At 60.7% G+C, this 16,919-nt stretch carries 15 protein-coding genes; 10 read left to right on the top strand and 5 right to left on the bottom strand.

Features of this window, described 5'->3' with window-relative positions; all coding sequences use genetic code 11:
- Positions 1-52: 52 nt before the first annotated feature.
- The 4 genes from hjc (at position 53) to AC6RUA_RS11035 (ending at position 3,907) form a co-directional block, all read left to right on the top strand.
- Positions 53-487, top strand: a complete 435-nt coding sequence (gene hjc, locus AC6RUA_RS11020; protein WP_499813060.1) for a Holliday junction resolvase Hjc — start codon at positions 53-55, stop codon at positions 485-487.
- A gap of 115 nt (positions 488-602) precedes the next feature.
- Entirely contained in the window at positions 603-962 is a 360-nt protein-coding gene (locus AC6RUA_RS11025; protein WP_499813061.1) for a hypothetical protein, read from the top strand.
- A 479-nt stretch (positions 963-1,441) separates the two neighbouring features.
- Positions 1,442-2,290 carry a DNA-binding protein gene (locus tag AC6RUA_RS11030; protein WP_499813062.1) on the top strand — a complete coding sequence of 283 codons (849 nt, stop codon included), beginning with the start codon at positions 1,442-1,444 and terminating at the stop codon, positions 2,288-2,290.
- A gap of 573 nt (positions 2,291-2,863) precedes the next feature.
- Positions 2,864-3,907 (top strand): hypothetical protein, encoded by a 1,044-nt coding sequence (locus AC6RUA_RS11035; protein WP_499813063.1) that lies wholly within the window; start codon positions 2,864-2,866, stop codon positions 3,905-3,907.
- Between the two features lie 163 nt (positions 3,908-4,070).
- On the opposite strand, the gene AC6RUA_RS11040 is transcribed toward AC6RUA_RS11035, so the two are convergent.
- Together AC6RUA_RS11040 and AC6RUA_RS11045 are read right to left on the bottom strand one after the other, a co-directional pair.
- Positions 4,071-6,605 carry a hypothetical protein gene (locus tag AC6RUA_RS11040; protein WP_499813064.1) on the bottom strand — a complete coding sequence of 845 codons (2,535 nt, stop codon included), beginning with the start codon at positions 6,603-6,605 and terminating at the stop codon, positions 4,071-4,073.
- Positions 6,602-6,949, bottom strand: coding sequence for an ArsR/SmtB family transcription factor (locus tag AC6RUA_RS11045; protein ID WP_499813065.1), 348 nt, complete (start codon positions 6,947-6,949; stop codon positions 6,602-6,604). The genes AC6RUA_RS11040 and AC6RUA_RS11045 overlap by 4 nt, the downstream gene beginning before the upstream one ends.
- Positions 6,950-7,173: 224 nt before the next feature.
- On the opposite strand from AC6RUA_RS11045, the gene AC6RUA_RS11050 reads away from it, so the two are divergent.
- Positions 7,174-8,199, top strand: a complete 1,026-nt coding sequence (locus tag AC6RUA_RS11050) for a family 10 glycosylhydrolase (RefSeq protein ID WP_499813066.1) — start codon at positions 7,174-7,176, stop codon at positions 8,197-8,199.
- A gap of 264 nt (positions 8,200-8,463) precedes the next feature.
- Here AC6RUA_RS11050 and AC6RUA_RS11055 read toward each other — a convergent pair whose 3' ends face one another.
- Both AC6RUA_RS11055 and AC6RUA_RS11060 read right to left on the bottom strand, forming a co-directional pair.
- Positions 8,464-9,249 (bottom strand): sugar phosphate isomerase/epimerase family protein, encoded by a 786-nt coding sequence (locus tag AC6RUA_RS11055; protein WP_499813067.1) that lies wholly within the window; start codon positions 9,247-9,249, stop codon positions 8,464-8,466.
- Complete coding sequence (locus AC6RUA_RS11060) at positions 9,246-10,295, bottom strand: Gfo/Idh/MocA family protein (RefSeq protein ID WP_499813068.1); 1,050 nt, start codon at positions 10,293-10,295, stop codon at positions 9,246-9,248. The genes AC6RUA_RS11055 and AC6RUA_RS11060 overlap by 4 nt, the downstream gene beginning before the upstream one ends.
- 127 nt (positions 10,296-10,422) lie before the next feature.
- Between AC6RUA_RS11060 and AC6RUA_RS11065 the strand changes: the two genes are divergently transcribed.
- Genes AC6RUA_RS11065 through AC6RUA_RS11085 form a run of 5 tightly spaced genes read left to right on the top strand, consistent with a single transcriptional unit; the run spans position 10,423 to position 16,532 of the window.
- Positions 10,423-12,267, top strand: a complete 1,845-nt coding sequence (locus tag AC6RUA_RS11065) for an ABC transporter substrate-binding protein (protein WP_499813069.1) — start codon at positions 10,423-10,425, stop codon at positions 12,265-12,267.
- Between the two features lie 19 nt (positions 12,268-12,286).
- Complete coding sequence (locus AC6RUA_RS11070; protein WP_499813070.1) at positions 12,287-13,297, top strand: ABC transporter permease; 1,011 nt, start codon at positions 12,287-12,289, stop codon at positions 13,295-13,297.
- Positions 13,284-14,351: an ABC transporter permease gene (locus AC6RUA_RS11075; protein ID WP_499813071.1), complete on the top strand. Its 1,068-nt coding sequence runs from the start codon at positions 13,284-13,286 to the stop codon at positions 14,349-14,351. Before AC6RUA_RS11070 ends, AC6RUA_RS11075 begins: the two co-directional genes overlap by 14 nt.
- Positions 14,352-14,355: 4 nt before the next feature.
- Complete coding sequence (locus tag AC6RUA_RS11080) at positions 14,356-15,453, top strand: ABC transporter ATP-binding protein (RefSeq protein WP_499813072.1); 1,098 nt, start codon at positions 14,356-14,358, stop codon at positions 15,451-15,453.
- On the top strand, positions 15,450-16,532 hold the full coding sequence (locus AC6RUA_RS11085) for an ABC transporter ATP-binding protein (protein WP_499813073.1): 1,083 nt from the start codon (positions 15,450-15,452) through the stop codon (positions 16,530-16,532). The genes AC6RUA_RS11080 and AC6RUA_RS11085 overlap by 4 nt, the downstream gene beginning before the upstream one ends.
- Here the strand turns inward: AC6RUA_RS11085 and AC6RUA_RS11090 are convergent, their stop codons facing one another.
- The gene (locus AC6RUA_RS11090; RefSeq protein ID WP_499813074.1) at positions 16,533-16,775 is read right to left on the bottom strand and encodes a hypothetical protein; all 243 of its coding nucleotides are present in this window, start codon (positions 16,773-16,775) and stop codon (positions 16,533-16,535) included.
- Positions 16,776-16,919: the final 144 nt, after the last annotated feature.

The following is a 16,919-nucleotide window of genomic DNA, read 5'->3' on the forward strand; positions in this document are numbered from 1 at the left end:
TACGACGCTCCCCATCCGAGGATAGAATACGCTCGGGTAGTGAGATGGAGATATGCCAGGCAATCCGAAGGGGGATCGCCGCGAGCGCGAACTCGTGACCCGACTCGAGGACGTCGGGTTCGCGCCGATGCGAGCACCCGCCTCGGGGAGTGCGACCACTCGCGAACTCCCGGACGTGATCTGCGGGAACGGGACCTACGGCTATGCGATCGAGGCGAAATCATCGAGTGGCGATCCGATCTACATCGATGGCGATGAAGTCGACGATCTGCTGTACTTCGCAGAGATGCTCGGACTTGAAGCTCGACTTGCTGCCCGATTCGATCACGAGTCGTGGTGGTTTCTCGCCCCCGAGGACTGTCACCGGACGACGAGCGGAAATTACCGAATCAAACTGGAGGAAGCACAGTCACGCGGCCTCCGACTCGACGACCTCGCCGGTGGGTCGAAGCAGGCCCGACTAGGTGACCTCGGTGGAGTTGTGTGACCACGACCACTCCTGTAGCCATTTTTCCTAGCTATGTCCGGTTTTACCACGATACTCTTTCTGTACCAGGTCTTCTGGGGCAATCTTTTTGTTCATTGGGTGGAACTGAGCGACCATGCCGTCCAGACCGGATCCGACCGAGACCTACGACGGCCGGATCACGGTCGTCGTGCTTCACGACGTTAAGGAATCCGAACGCGTCATGTGCTCGTCGTATCCGGAGGCAATCGAGACTGTCCGTGACGAACTCGAACACTCGACAGTGGTGAAGATCGTCGACCGAGACGACGACGTCGTCTTCACCTCGATGACGATGGATATCGACGACTGGGAAGCCGAGTGGCGTCGCGAACTAACCCGCTCTCACGGTGAGATCCCCGAGCACGAGTGTCCGTACAACAACGTCGCGTGCGTCGGTGACGACCGCTGTGTGCGGTGTACGATGGATCAGCAACGCGACCGACTCTCTCAGTAGGTTCGTTTGCGTACCGGTAGGCCGATAGGCGGCTGCGAGCATCATTGTCCGTTCTGTGTCCAACTGCTCTAGTCGTACCGCTAGTCGGTGAGTCGGTAACTGGTCTCTGGTAGTCTCTGCCCGTCGTTTCAGAATCCGGCACGCTCCGCTCGCCTCTCACGGCCGGGTCCGTGGCGCTGAAGCGCCGCGCTCGCTCGTACCCTCCCGGCACGCCAGCAGGCTGTGGCTCCCGGTTCCTGTGCGCGCTGCGCGTGCTCGGAACGCGGCACCCACGCTCCGCTGGCCGCTCGCCCCGACCGCGTCGGCGCGCGTGGCTGGTTTGCTGATGTGCATCGGCACGCGCCGCTCGCGCCCCAGGGGGCGCTCGCGAAGGCGCGAGCGGCGCGTGCAGACGTGTCTGTCGGGTTGTGGTCGTTGAAAACCGCGAGTAGAGTCGCGGTTGTCGGCGTCGTGGAACGCCTTCAGGTGCTAGAACACCAATGTCTCGTAAGAACGTACTCGGACAAGACGTTTCGGTTGAGGAAGAGGCGGATGAACAAGCTGAGGTCGTAGACGAGACGCCCGAGCTGCGGCCATCGGTCGAGCAAGAGATCCAAGCGAAGGTGGATACGAACCACCCGGATGCGACACCGGGGGGACTAACGCTGGCGGCAGAAGAGCGGCTCGAAGCGAGGGAGTGGGAGATCGAGCAGACACAAATTCGGTTCGACAGAGGGCAGGACTCGGACCGGGAAGCGCGGTCGCGGCAGGCGGCACAGCAGGTGAGCATCGAGCGGCGGCACGAGTTCGGCAAGCGGGCGGCGAGCGTGGACCCGTGGGCGGACCCGGACGTGATCGACCCCAGAGCGCAGTTATCGCGCGAGGAGTTGGCGGCAGTGAACCGGGAAGCGATGCGAATGACTGAGAAATTAGAGCGGTGGTCGCGGGCGGCGATCAGTCGGCGCTTGGCCGAACAGGTCGTCGATGGGAGGGGGCTGACGAGTGCGGTCATCAGCGTGTTCGAGATGCTCCGGACGGCCTCTGGAGGAGTGGTGCCGATCGGTGAATTGGAGGCATTGAATCGCCAAACGGTGAGCATCGACGGGCGGATGAAGACGCTGTGGGAGCCGTCACATCCGAGTATCGCGCAGGTAGGACTCATTGCCGACGAAACCGGGCAGACCCGTGTGACAATCTGGGAGAAATCCAGGCAACCCCTGATCGAGGAGGGGGAGCGCGTACGGCTGTACGGAGCGGCACGGAGCTGGTACGACGGACGCGTCTCGGTAGCCCTGACTGGGTGGTCGACAGTCCATTTCCCCGAGCGTGACCGGTGGTGGGACGAATAGTCGAAGCGTCGACTCGTTTTTTATGCTGCGTCACGCCGATCCCAGCACCGCACCCTCCGCTCTGGCTCGCGTCGCTGTGCGCGCAGCCACGACCGCCTCCATGCAATTGTCTCTTTTATCTCACTCTAAACTGGGTTTGGGAGGTAGCGATATATTCTATCTATCTTCCATAATCGATAACCCGATTCATGTCTGGTGCTATCATTCACTGCGTCAATGACTGACAACCAGGGAGACGACGATAGTAGACAGCCTACGTCGAACCGGCGCGGCTTCTTAGAGGGTGCAACCCTACTCGGGTTAGTCGGGCCGACTGGATCGGCGAACGCAGCAGGTTCCTCATCGCAATATCCCGCCAATAGCAATCAGCCGTGGGCACCGGACGAACACGATCACAGTGGTGAACGTGGCTCCAGCGAGCGCCTCGGCGTCGCAGCGCCCGTTGAATCGATACGCGTCGGAGACCTTTCCGCCGCTCAGCAGAGCAGCACGGTATACGTGTCCGAACTCCCCGAGGTGAGTGGCGCTGGTACCTCCGAAGACCCGTATACATCACCGTCAGGCACTGCTGGGATGCGGGAGGCGTTCGAGCGACTGAACCAACTCGGTGGTGGTGTGATCTACTACCCCAGTGGATTTTACGGAGACGGGTCCACCGCGTGGGAAATCGATCTAGCTGAGTATGACGCGATCGGGAACACCAACTGGGCCATCTACGGTGATGGCCTCGAATCATCGCGCATTCGCGCCGGCAACGAGAACGGTGACGGGATTCGCATCTGGGATTCGTCCGGAACCGCGTTCTTCTACATCGAACTCGTGGGGGTTCGATTCGAGGGGGACACGAGCGGGTATCAGTTCGTCCTCGGGAAGGAGGATACGAACGCGTTCAACAGCTGCTGGACGAGGTTCGCGACGGGGAGCGGAACCGGAGCGGGTGCCTGTAAGCTCAACTTCTTGCTGAACAGCTATCACTTCGGTGTCCACAACTCGGGAGGGGGGACTGCCTGCGAACTGTGGCGCTGTCAGTTCTCCGGTATTGAGGGGAGTTTCAGCTCGGGCGGCGGGCCAGTCGAGGGGGGTGAACCCGGTGAGGCACTCCGTCTCGAGGAGTACTCCTTTGCAAACCACTTCCGGTACCTCAACGTGGAAGCGACCTACAACGGGATTCGCATCGCAGATTCACGAGCGATCTATAACGTCTTCCAGAACGCGTACTTCGCAAACATCGAGGGCACGGCAGTCATCCAGGCGTTCGAAGGTGACGCTCGCTTCGGTAGCGACGAACAGGGGACGTATTTCCACAATCCGTTCGTAGCCGGGGCAGTCGGAGAGATCGTCGATCTCCAGGACGGGACACTTTACGTGGATGGATCGAGCAAGAAGTGGCCTGAGTACACCGTCCAAACGTTCCAAGGCGAGCAGTTCGGTGGGAGCGTCTCGCAGGCGACCCACGTCGGATTCGACCCCCGATCGTCTTCCCCAACTCACGACCCTGGCCGAGTGGTCCTCAGTGACGGGGACGAGTGGGACCCAGATGATGACGGGACCGCCGAACTCGTCATTTCAACTGGAACTGAGTGGGTCGAGATACAAGACCTGGGTACCCCGCTTTAGCGGGACGACGTCGTGGGGAGGCGAGTGAACGAATCGTCTCACTCCGGATCGAAGTGAGCAACTGCTTTGTCGGCATTGTACCTGAAACGGCCACTCCCTTCGTGATCGGGGGTCTACCCAGCAGCGACTGAATCGTTCGGCCAATAGGCGAGGGTGACTTCGGTCACTCCCGCGATTCGACGCGCAACGCGCGATTCTCATGTGCGATCTGAACGTTATACGTCCCTGTCTCGTCCGGCGATACCTCTACTGTAACCTCAGCAGTGTCGTGTGGGCCGAGCGTGGCCCGTTCTGTATGCGTCGTCGTGCCGACGGAGCAGGGGACGTCGAACACGCCAGTCTGTCCTGATGTATTCCGGACGGTCATCGAGACCATCGCAGTCTCACCAGCGGCAATCGTGTCGGGAGTAACCGTGAAATCCTCGACGATGATGGCGCGCTTCGGGACGCGACGTTGGACGATATAGTCGTGCTCGACAGCGAGATCGAAGCAGTAACTGTCCGACGCTGCATCGTAGGCGGTTTCGACTTCTGCGCCGGTCCCGTCGGCCTGGCGCACGAGGAGGTCGACGAGAACGTCTGTCTCTCCACTCAGACTGGCAGTGTACGTTCCGGACGTTCCCTGCGGTGTGACGACCCACGTGAACGCTCCATCGGTCTCCACAGTAACGGGCCCATCGACATACAACGTCGCCGCTTCGCCCAACGGATGGTACTGAATCGTCGCCATCTCGGGGTACGCACCGGCACCATACAGATCCTGGCCGACAGCGCCGAGTTGCTCGAACATCGGTTCGAGTGCGCCGAATGGTTCGAGGGGGAGGAACCACTCACGGTTGACGCGCCGCCCAGACTGGGGGGAGATCCCATCGTAGACGAGCGATGGATCGGGTTGAAACGCAGCCAGCGAATCCGCAAGCGAGGTTCCCTTGTGGCGAAGCAGTTCGGCGGTCATCTGCCGGGCTGCATCCGAGAGGGCGCTACCGCCCTCTGTAAGGTAGCGGTTGAGGTGATGAAGAAGCGACCACTCTTCGAGCGCGTTCGCGAAGAAATTCCCCTCGTAGTCCTCGGGTGGCATCGCCTCACTGAGTAGGAACACCTGCCGTCCAGCGAATTTGCCATGTTCGGGGTCGAAAAAGTACGCGTGACGGAGAATATTTGCGAGGCCGACGTACGACGCATCGATGTACCGTGTCTCTCCGGTGCGCTCGGCGAGGCGACACATCGCGAGCGGGGTCAGTGGTGTCGTCGTAAACTCGTAGGGGAGCTCGAAACCCGTCTCGAGTACGCGATCGGCAGCGGCTCTCGCTTCGGTGAGATAGCGAGCCTCGCTGGTTAACTCGTGGTATTGGCACATCAGATACGCGTATGCCCCAGCGCAGTCGTACTGATAGCCATCCCAGAGGCGGTCTTCGGGTTCGTGTCCCTCCAGTGCGTCGACGTCGAGCCACATCGGGAACTCGTACTCCATAGCCTGCCCGACGTCGATCATCACGTCGGCAGTGTCGACGACCATCTCCGCGATTCGGTCATCGTCGAAGGTGAGCGCGTACTCGGCTGCCTGTATCACGGGCCAGAAGAGGTACCACGCGTCAACGTGCGTAAGCGTGAGCGGCGCCGGTGAGTTCCCGATCATGCCCGTGTTCCCAGCGGCATCCTCGTACTCGGGGTCGTAGTACGTCTCTACCAGCGAGGCGACGTCCTCGGTCAGGGCTGCAGCATCGTCGTCATCGAACTGCTCGGCGTACGCCCGGTATGGCGTGACGATGCTCAGTACGGTCACGAGCTCGACGCCGCCCGGATGGAACACGCCATCGTACTCGAATCGGTTCGCGGGGGCTTCGATCGCGTCGATCGCCTTTTCACTCACGTCGCGCCAGTCGATCGGGTCGGTCGGTGGGTGGTCGAGGCGATCGTAGATGGCGGCGATGTCCTTGACGAATCGCTCACAATAGGGCTGAGGGTCATCAGCCGGAATCGCATCCGCGGAGAGAACGAGGTTCGCTGCCAGTACTGTCACTGAGTCCCGGTCGGGCACGTCGTTTGGGTCGGGCATATCGTACCCCATTGGCCCCGGAGGAAACGACACCGTCTCGCGCATATTCGTCTCAGTCGTGACGAAGTACTCGTCGAGTGCCGGCCAGTCAGCCATGTACAACAGCGTCGCATCCAGAACGGCAGAGTCGCCCGCATAGATGAGCTGATTATAGTCACTCGTCCCGGCGGCAGGATTACTTCCTGGCGTTCCGTCGAGGTAGTTCTCGAGCGAGGCGTCTCTCGTGTCACCGGTCGCGTCGTGGTAGACGAGTTCCGGCCCCCACTCTTCGAGTGCGTCAGTGACAGTCCAGTCCCCGGGTACGTCGAGGGTGTACGAGATCAGACCCGGAGAGTCTGCGGGCAGTTGAAGCGCGAACACCGCCTCGCCGTCGTGGACGCGACTGGCGATGTGGATTCGAAGATGCACGTCCTCAGTCTCGTCGTCAGTCTCTGCTTCGATGCCAGTCACTCGCCCGGCTGTGAGCAGACCGAGGTCTGGCCCGCCTGGGTGAACGCCGAGATATGCCTCGTCGGTCGTCTCTCGCCGACACAGACAGATATGCCCGCGATCGGTGTCGTACTCAACCGAGACCTGCCCGGTGTAAGCGCGGACGTTCGATTCACTCACTTCCGCGATCCCTACGTCGCTCCGGCTACTCATGGCGATAGCGACCCGAGGTCGAGTGTGATTTCGTCGACAGCGATCGAGACGATCTTCTTGACGCCCCCTTGATCACTTACTGTGTACCCCGACTGGACGACTCCCGCCTCCTCGAGTTTCGAGATATGTACGGAGATCGTCCCCTTCGAGCGGTCCAGACGGTCCACCAAGTCATCGATCGTGTGGGGCCGTTCCGCAATGGCTGTCAGGAGCTTCCACCGGGGTTTCGATCCGATCGCCTCGGTGACATCGAAGACTGTCTCACCATCGACTGAGCGCTCCTCAGCCCCTGAGGCAGCCTCCGTAGCGGTTGGAACCCGACGGGTGAATCGGCGATCGCTCATCGGTGTCTCTCACGGTTTTCCGGGTTGATTCAAATAGCTGGTGGGTATCTTTGGAATCTACCAAAGAAGAACGAACGAGGCAGAACGAACCGAGAGATATTCCCCTCCGGAGAGACTGTCTCTGCGTAACTCAGGAGGGGTTTGTCAATATGACTGCGACAGAACCGGCTCCATGGTGGGAGCGGGAATCTATCCGCGCCGTTACGCTCTATCCATGGGCAACGATGGATGTTGAGACCGTCCTGGCCGACCTCGCAGACCGGAACGTGAACACGGCGATGGTCATCTGCAAGGAGAGCGACGGGCGAGTCTTCTACGACTCAGATACCGTCCCAAACCAGGTACCGGGCCGTGATCTTCTCGGCGAACTAACTGATGCTGCGCCTGCATACGGGGTGCGTATCGTCCCGGTCTTCTTCACGCTTTGCGATAAGTACCTGCTCGAGGAGAACCCGGAATTGGTGCAAATCGCTCGCGATGGGACCGAAATCCGCTACCCGAACGTCTCCTTCGAGTGGATGTACTGGGTGTGTCCCAGCCGCACCGAGGTACGCGACCACCTCCAGACGCTCGCCACCGAGGTGAGCGAGTACGACGTCGACGGCGTCCGATTCTCGCATCTCGAGTTCCAACCGGTACACAACGGTGGGACCGACTACCTCTCGTGTTTCTGTGACCGGTGTGTCGAGCGCGCAGAAGAGGTCGGTTCAGACGACAGTGACGGACACGCCTCGTGGCTCCAAGCACGCACAGACGCCAGCACGGAACTGTTTACTGCCCTTGCAGATCCGTTCGAGGAAACGCAACTGGTCAACCTCCAAGTAGAGGTATTCACCGACGCCCAATTGACGCTGCGGGACAGCCGCGAAACGCTCGGGCTCAATATCGAGGCACTTGCGGATCACGTGGATATCCTCACACCGCGAACCGCTCATGTCGACATGGACCTCCATCCGCTGTGGATCCGGGACGTGACGCGTTCACTCCGCGAGGCGGTCGACCGTCCTATTCTTCCGTCTATTCGCACTGCAGGGAGTGGTGATGAAGGCGAGCGTCTGCCGCCGGATGAGCTTCATACGGCTATTCAGATGGCGCTCCACGGTGGCGCCGATGGCATTAGCCTGTTCTCGACCGGCGCGAATATCGGCCGGATCACCGACGAACAGTGGGCAGTCATCGAAGAGTCGTTCGACGGTATCGCTGCTCTCGATTCTGACAGCGATCCCACCGATGAGGATGCTCGTTCGTGAGTTCTGTACAGGTCGGACCAGTCGATCGTGACCGCCGGTCTCTTACTTGACTTCGTTCGCTTTCAGTCCGCGAGCTGTACTCCGGTCTCTCGTGAGGGTTCGGCGGTGTCGGGACTCGATTCACTACCGCTCTCGGTCGACGCGTTATATTCACGTGAGTCCGAGACACACTGAGGCCCCTGCAAACGGGTGTAGAACGATCGATCGATGGTCCCTTCCCGAGGTGCCGTCACCATGTACTTGCCTGCCGTCTGCGCTCGGAGCCTACAGGTGTCCGTCCAAGTAGTCGAGAGCCCGCGGTACGGCCTCCGCATCGTCAGTCTCGCCTTCCCACTCGAGTGTGACATAGCCATCGTAGCCCTGCTCGGCCAGTGCGGCCAGTTCGTCGGCGTAGTAGGCGTGTTCAGGATCGGCACCCTCGGCGTCGATGGCATCGTATGCAGCGTGGACGTGATCAGCAAGCTGCCGTGTTCGCTCGATGGACGACTGCCCGTCCACGTAGTTTCCAAGATCCAGTACGAGCCCGAGGTCACCGGTGACGCCTGCGCGAATGCGGAAGATATCGTCTGCAGTCCGAATGAGGCCATCGTGATTGTGATTCTCGATACATAGCGTCGTCTCACAGGTCTGTGCGTGGTCGAGACACTCCTGGAGAGATTGCCGGACGTCGCGCCACACTGCAGGGTCACCGTGGTCGCGATTGTGGAGACCAGGGAAGCCAGTGAACGCGCGGACTACGTCGGCACCGAGAACGTCGGCGTTATCGAGCCACGTCTTGACCGCCTCGACGTCCTCGCGACGCTCGTCTCTCGTCGCCTTCGCGAAGTCGTTGTAGAATATCGAGAGACAGGCGATATCGACGCCGTGTTCGGCGGCGGTCTCCCGGACGGCACGGAGCGTCGTCTCGTCCTCGTCCGGTAGGTGCTCCTCGATGAGTTCGACACCATCCACCGGAAGGTCCGCACCGGCCCGCTCGAGGAAGCCGTGAACGTCGAGCTCGCCCTCCGTGAGTGCGTCGTGATACGAGTAACTCGAACAGGCAAGCTTCATTCGTCGTCACCCTCGAGCGGGAGCGACACGGGCTCGTTCCGATCGCCGGCACGGTAAATCGCCATCACGAGTTCGAGCGCATCACGACCGTGCTCACCCGTAACCGGGGGCTGACTTCCCGTCAAGGCAGCGTCCGCGAAGCGCTTGATCGGGCTGCGGTAGTCGGGAAGTGACACCTCGACACGGCCGCGATCGTCGTGAAGCTCGACGTGAAGGTCACCAGCGACCTTGTCGATGTCTAGGACGCCCTCGCTTCCGACGACTTGGGTCTCGATCTTCTCGGGGTCAGTTGTCCACGACACCTCGAACGTGCCGAGGCCACCGTTCGCGAGTCGCATGCAGGCGACCGCGGTGTCCTCAACATCAGCGTCGAACGCGAGCGTATCCGTGTACGCCTGCACCTCTGCGACATCACCCACGAGCGAGAGAACGAGGTCTGCGTTGTGAATGCCGATATCGACCATGGCGCCACCACCGGATGCGTCGGCATCGGTAAACCAAGTCGACCGTGGTGACCACCCTTCAGGGCCGTCATGACTGAAGCGGGCGCGAATCGATTCGACCTCGCCGATGAGCCCACTCTCGATGAGGTCGAGCGCCTTCTGATACACTGGTGAGAAGCGCTCGGACTGGTCGATCATCAGGGTTGCATCGCTCTCCTCGGCAGCGTCGATCATGCGATTCGCTTCGGCAACCGACGTCGCCATCGGCTTCTCACAGAGGACGTGCAGGTCGGCGTCGAGCGCTTGAGTGACGACGCGTTCGTGCATGTGATTTGGCAGACAGACACTGACCGCGTCGACGACGCCGGAGTCGATGAGATCGGCATAGTCGGTGAAGTGGTGGTCGGCGTCGAACGCGCTCGCTACAGCGGCGGCTTTCTCCTCTTCGACGTCACAGACAGCCGCCACCTCGACCTCGGGGTGGTCGCGGTAATCGGGCAGGTGCAGGCGCTGTGCAATCGCACCTGTCCCGATCACACCCACGCGAAGTCGGTGCTCGCTAACGCCCTCGTCCTCGGAGGAGATCATGATCTCTGCTGGCATCTCGTTTTCGCGCAGTTCGGCGACCACATTAGTCTGCATGCCCTCTTTGGCTGCTCTATTGTATATTTGGGATAATCCAAATACGACCTAAATTATAAACCCCGACATACACTTGGTTGGGGGTGACATGGGAGCTGACGAAAATCAGCCGTTTTCACGGCGCGGCTTCGTGCGAGGCATCGGCGCAGCGGGTGTCACAGCCGGAATTGCCGGCTGCTCGGGCGAGACTGGCGGTGGTGAGGGAAGCACGAGTCCGACCGGTGACGGGGCAACCACGCAGGGCGGCGATGCAACCACAACCGGTGGTAGTGGTGAACCCATTGAACAGACCTGGACGGGCGTGTTGACCAAACCTGGCGAGTCTGGCCAGCACAACCCGTGGGGGAAGAACTACAACTTTGATGGATTCTTCCTCTACGACTTCCTCGGTCGGTATCACGGAAACCGCGAAGAGTTCGTCGGCTTCCTCGCGAAGGACTGGTCCGTCGAGGAGACGACGGCGACGGTTACACTCCGAGATACGTACACGTGGCACAACGGAGACTCGGTGACGGCTGAGGACCTCATTACCCAACTCGATATCGAGTCGCTGCTTGGGTCGCCGTTCGACAACGTCGAGTCGTATGAGGCAACCGGCGAGTACACCGTCGAATTCCAGTTGGCGAAGCCAGCGAACGAGTTCATGCTGCTCGACCAACTCCTCCGCCGTCGACTAATGGCGAAGACAGAAATCTACGGCGAGTTCGCCAAGCGCGCCCGTAAAGCCGAGAGCGAGGAGGAAGAGCAGGCGGTCATTCAGGAGCTCCAGCAGTTCGAACTCCAGTTCGGCGGCGACACGCACCCCGTTGGGAACGGTCCCTGGCAGTTCAAAGAGCAGTCCAATCAGGCGTGGACGTTCGAACTCTACGACGAGTACGATAACGGCCACTTCAGCGCCGACGAGCGCAACTTCTCTCAGGCTGGGTGGCGGTATGTCCCGTCGCAGTCCAAGCGGGCGCTCGCGCTTGCGAACGACAAGATCGACTACTGGACGAAGACGCACCCGACGATGTCGCAACTCGAGCAACAGCCCGAGCAGGTCGAGTGGAATCAGGTTCCACTCTATAACGGGTACGGGCTCGTCCCCAACTTCAACAAGAAGCCGTGGGGTGACGCACGCGTCCGGAAGGCACTCCTGTACGCGATTGACTTCGGACTCGTCGCGAAGAATACCTCCGGTGCGTATCAGCGGCAGGCGATCGAGATCCCGTGTGGTATCTCTAACAGTGCCCTCGATACCTACCTCGGCGACTCACAGGATCAGTACCTCACGTACGATCTCGACGAGGACAAAGCCGCGTCGCTGCTGAAGGAAGCTGGCTTCTCGAAGAGCGGCGACCAGTGGCAGACGCCAAGCGGCGAGGCGTTCGCGCCCACTATCAAAGAGGGGCGGGGTGGCTACTGGGTGTCGATCGGCCAGAACGTCGTTAGCCAACTCCAGTCGTTCGGCATCGACGCGTCGCTTCAAAAGGTCGAGCACACGCAGATGTACGGCGACATCGTCCCGAACGGCAAGTTCGAACTCATCGGTGACTGGTGGTCGGGTATGTGGTTCCGCGGTGGCTATCCCGGCTACCATATCCGCTCGGTGACCGTCGGGTGGTGGTCGGACCAGACGAACTACCCCGACACGGTCGACGTTCCGATGCCGATCGGTAAGGCCGATGGCGACACGCAATCCGTCGATGTAGCGAAGCTATTCGACGACCTCGCAACCGCCCAAGGCGACGAGCGCGAACAGGAACTGATCGACAAGGCGGCGTGGGTGTACAATATGACTCTCCCGAAGATGCCGATCACTGTCGAACACGACGTCAACCTCTTCGATACACAGAACTGGAAGCTCCCGGATGTCGACGGTGACCTGATGAAGCAGGGCGAACCCCACTGGTGGGCCGACCGGATGGGCGAGATTCAGGCCAAGACGAAGTAACCGGCTCAGATCTGTACTCATGGCGAGCACCAACTACTATGTAACACGGCTGGGACAGGCGGCATTCACGGTCTACGCCGTGGTCAGCCTCTCTTTCGTCTTGATTCGGCTGATGCCTGGTGGCCCGATCGATTATCTCCGGGCTCAGTTACTGAAACAGAACCTCTCACCCGAGGAGATGCAACAGAAGATCGCGCTCTACACCAATATCCAGACCGACGCGCCGATCTGGAAGCAGTATCTGAATTACATGAATTCGATCCTTCTGCACCTGGATTTCGGCCAGTCGATCTGGTACGGAGAGCCAGTAAGCTCCATCCTCGGGGACGCCGTCCCGTGGACGGTGTTTTACATGTCGATCTCGCTGTGCCTGATGTTCGCCATCGGGGTGTCGCTCGGTGCGTTCATGGCGTACCGCGAGGGAAGCACGTTCGACACGAGCGCGACGCTCATCTCTATCGTCGCGAATTCAGTTCCATATTACATTGCGGGCATCCTGCTCATCTATTATCTCGGCTATCAGTGGTCGCTGTTTCCGACGACGGGCCGTATGGCTGCCAGTTCGACAGTCGGTCCCAACGTTCCGTTCCTGATCGGTCTCTTCTATCACGCGGCGCTTCCAGTCATCTCGCTCGTCATCACCGGGTTCGGTGGGAACGCCATCGCAATGCGGGGGAATGCTATCTCCGAACTCGGTGAGGACTACCTTCGGGTTGCTCGCCTCCGCGGGCTCTCCGAACAGCGGGTCGCCCTGCGGTACGTCGGCCGGAACGCGATCTTGCCTATGTACACTGGTATCATGATCTCGATCGGGACGATGTTCGGCGGATCGGTCATTCTCGAACAGATCTTCGCGTACCCCGGGGTTGGATACTACATGTTCAAATCGATCTCTTCACGCGACTATCCACTGATGATGGGCGGGTTTATCCTGCTCACAGTGACGGTCGTCATCGGCGTTCTCATCGCCGACCTGACGTACGGCAAACTCGATCCGCGGGCGGGAGGTGAAAGCGATGAAACCTACTGACCCCGCCCACGCTGAATCCGATGGCGACGGACTGGCTACCGACGGCGGCCACCAACACTCCCCGTTCGAGACAGTCGCTGAAGACGACCTCGACGACTCACAGCGGCTTCGGCAGGTGTTCGACCTCTGGATACGCGCGCCCGCTCGTATCATCTGGACCGACTGGCGGGCCCGCGTCGGCACACTCATCCTCCTCGGATTTCTCCTGATGGGCACGCTCGGCCCGATCCTCGTCCGCTATCCGCGGCCAAACACCGGGCCGCGACTGCTTCAACCGTTCCAGAACCTGGCATTCCCGCTCGGGACGGACCCGAAGGCCCAGGGTGTGTTCGCCTCGATCGTCCACGCGACACCGGCCATGCTTGAGATGATTCTCGGTGGCGCCGTGTTTGCTGTCTCTGTCGCCGCCGCGATCGGCATCCTCGCGGGCTACAAAGGGGGGTGGACAGAGACGGTCCTGATGACGTTCACGGACATCATGATGACCATTCCCGGGCTCCCGCTTATCATCGTCCTGGCGGCTATCTTCCAGCCGAAATCTCCGTTCACTGTCGGCATCCTCATCTCGATCAACGCGTGGGCGGGGCTGGCGCGAGCAGTCCGGTCACAGGTACTCACGCTTCGGGGCGAGTCGTACGTGGAGGCATCCCGGACGATGGGGCTTGGAACGCACACCATCCTGTTGCGCGATATCGTGCCGAACCTCATGCCGTATATTCTCGTCAATTTCGTCGGTGCCGCCCGTGGCGTTATCTTCGGGTCCGTCGGCCTCTACTTCTTGGGCGTGCTCCCGTTCTCGAACCTGAACTGGGGAGTCATGATCAACGCCGCCTACAACAATGGCGCATTGTACTCCGCGGAGATGCGCCACTGGCTTCTCGCTCCCCTGTTCACGGTCATTCTCCTCTCGTTCGGTCTCATCCTGTTCGCACAGGGGTGTGACCGCCTGTTCAATCCCCGCGTCCGTGCTCGTCACTCGGAGACGCTCGATGAGAGCGACGTCGCCGACGACGACGCGACCGGATCCACCTCCGCCTCGACCACACACACGTAGACCCATGTCACGACCCGATACGTCCGAGACGCTGACCGACTCAGCCCAGTCGACACAGGTGGGTGGCGATGATCCCATCCTCACGATCAGGGACGCCTCCGTCACATTCGAGATGGACCGCGGTACGTCACGCGTACTCGATGGGGTCACCCTCGATGTGGACCGCAACGAGATCCTCGGTGTCGTCGGGGAGTCCGGATCGGGGAAGTCGATGTTCGCGTCCGCGTTGCTCGATGCGGTTGTCGATCCCGGCCGGCTTTCCGGTGAGATTGTGTACCGCCCCTCGCCCGGGAAGGACATCGACGTGCTCGATCTCTCGGAGTCAGACCTCAAGCGCCTTCGATGGGAGGAGATATCGATGGTGTTCCAGGGCGCTCAGTCATCGTTCAATCCTACGATGGAGGTCAAGGGCCACTTCGTCGAGACGCTCGAAGCGCACGGCTATGACGTCGACGATGGACTCGAGCGTGCTCGGGAACTCCTCGCCGACCTGTATCTCGACCCTGACCGCGTCCTCGACTCATATGCACACGAACTGAGCGGTGGGATGCAACAGCGCGCGCTCATCGCGCTCTCGCTCGTCCTCGAGCCGAACGTCCTCGTCATGGACGAACCGACGGCCGCGCTTGACCTGCTCATGCAGCGGTCGATCTTGAGTCTGCTGAACGAACTCCAAGAGAAGTACGACCTCACCGTCGTGTTCATCACACACGACCTGCCGCTCGTCGCCGGCCTCGCAGACCGCCTGGCAGTGATGTACGCGTTTCAGATGGTTGAAGTCGGACCTGCTCGGGAGGTCGTTCTCGATGCAGCGCATCCCTACACGCGCTCACTGCTTCGGTCGGTGCCGAATCTCGACATCCCACTCGACGAGATGCGTGCGATCGAGGGGTCGGCGCCAGACCCCGTGAACGCGCCCGTCGGCTGTAGCTATCATCCACGGTGCCCACTGGCGACCGAGGAGTGTCTCAACGAAGATCCCGAGCTTCAGCAGGTCGACGCCGATCACGGAGCGGCCTGTTTCCACTGGGAGGATGCAGCAGAGGCAGTCCCATTCGATATCGAGGACCACGCGCCAGACGTCGAGGAGGACTGGCCATGAGTGCCGACCAGCCGGTCATCTCCATAGAAGACGTGGAGGTCCACTTTGAGCAAGATCGTGGTGTCGTCGACCGGTTGCTCGGTGCCGAGGAATCACACGTTCACGCTATCGACGGTGTGTCACTCGAGATCGGCGGGAGTGACGTCATTGCGCTCGTTGGCGAATCGGGCTGTGGAAAGACGACACTTGGGAAAGCAGCGCTCGGACTCCAGCGCCCCACGAGCGGCTCCGTGAAGTATCGCGGACAGGACATCTGGACGGCCCGCGATGGCGGTGACACCGACATCTCGTTCTCGGAAATCCGGAAGGCACTCCAGATCGTCCATCAAGACCCTGGGGGAGCGCTCAACCCGAACCAGACGGTGATGGCCTCACTCGCCGCCCCGTTGAAGCGGTGGAACGACGACCTCTCTCGTGAGGACCGTCGCGCCCGTATCGTCGGCATGCTCGAACGGGTGGGTATGACGCCGGCGTCCGATTACGCTCAGCGGTATCCACATCAGCTGAGCGGAGGTGAGAAGCAGCGGGTCGCACTGGTCAGAGCATTACTGATGAACCCCGACCTCATCCTCGCGGACGAGGCGGTGTCCGCACTCGACGTGAGCTTACGGGTTGAGATGATGGACCTGATGCTCGAACTCCAAGAGCAGTTCGACACCTCCTTCCTCTTCATCAGTCACAACCTTTCGAATGCGCGGTACCTGACCGAGCACGCTGACGGACGCATCGGGATCATGTACATGGGAGAACTCGTCGAGTTCGGTCCCGCGGAGGAGGTCCTCCGTAACCCCAAACATCCCTATACGAAGGTCCTGAAATGGGGCACCGCGAACCTCCACCCCGACTACGTGGACGTCGAGCAACCGCCCGTCCGCGACATCGATATCCCCGACCAGACGAACCCACCGTCGGGCTGTCGGTTCCACACGCGGTGTCCAGTCGCACACGAGGTGTGCACCGAAGAGACACCCGAGTTGGGTGCGTTACCTGGACCGACCGGCTGGGACCGGCCCCACGCGGCGGCCTGTTTCCGTGACGATCCCGATCACGAGTACTGGGATAGTCCAGAAATTTCGTAGCTAGTCCACGTCGTCGAACACACTCTCTTCTTGCTCGTCGTCGTCGGAAAACGGTCGCCAGCCAACGTAGATGATCGCGAGCGACCCGAGGAGGGGAATCGCGAGAAAGACGAGGCTCAGTTTCAATACGAACGCAGATCCCGTTCCCCCAGTCACGAACAGCGAGGAGAACGCGAGTAACAACAGAAGCGTCACCCCCATCGCGAGGATGAGTGTCCAGAAACTCGTGCGTTCGTGAGCCATGACCTCACGTTGGCGTTGCCGGTTCAATAATCATCCGAACGGTGTGTGTCTCGGTGGCTCCGACAGACTGGGTGACGTCCACTTCCCTCAAGTGTAGATGATAGTGAGACCAGTACGCGAGGGCGGTTCTCTTTTTCCGTCTTC

It is taken from the genome of Halorarum sp. SLYT50, from assembly GCF_059821265.1.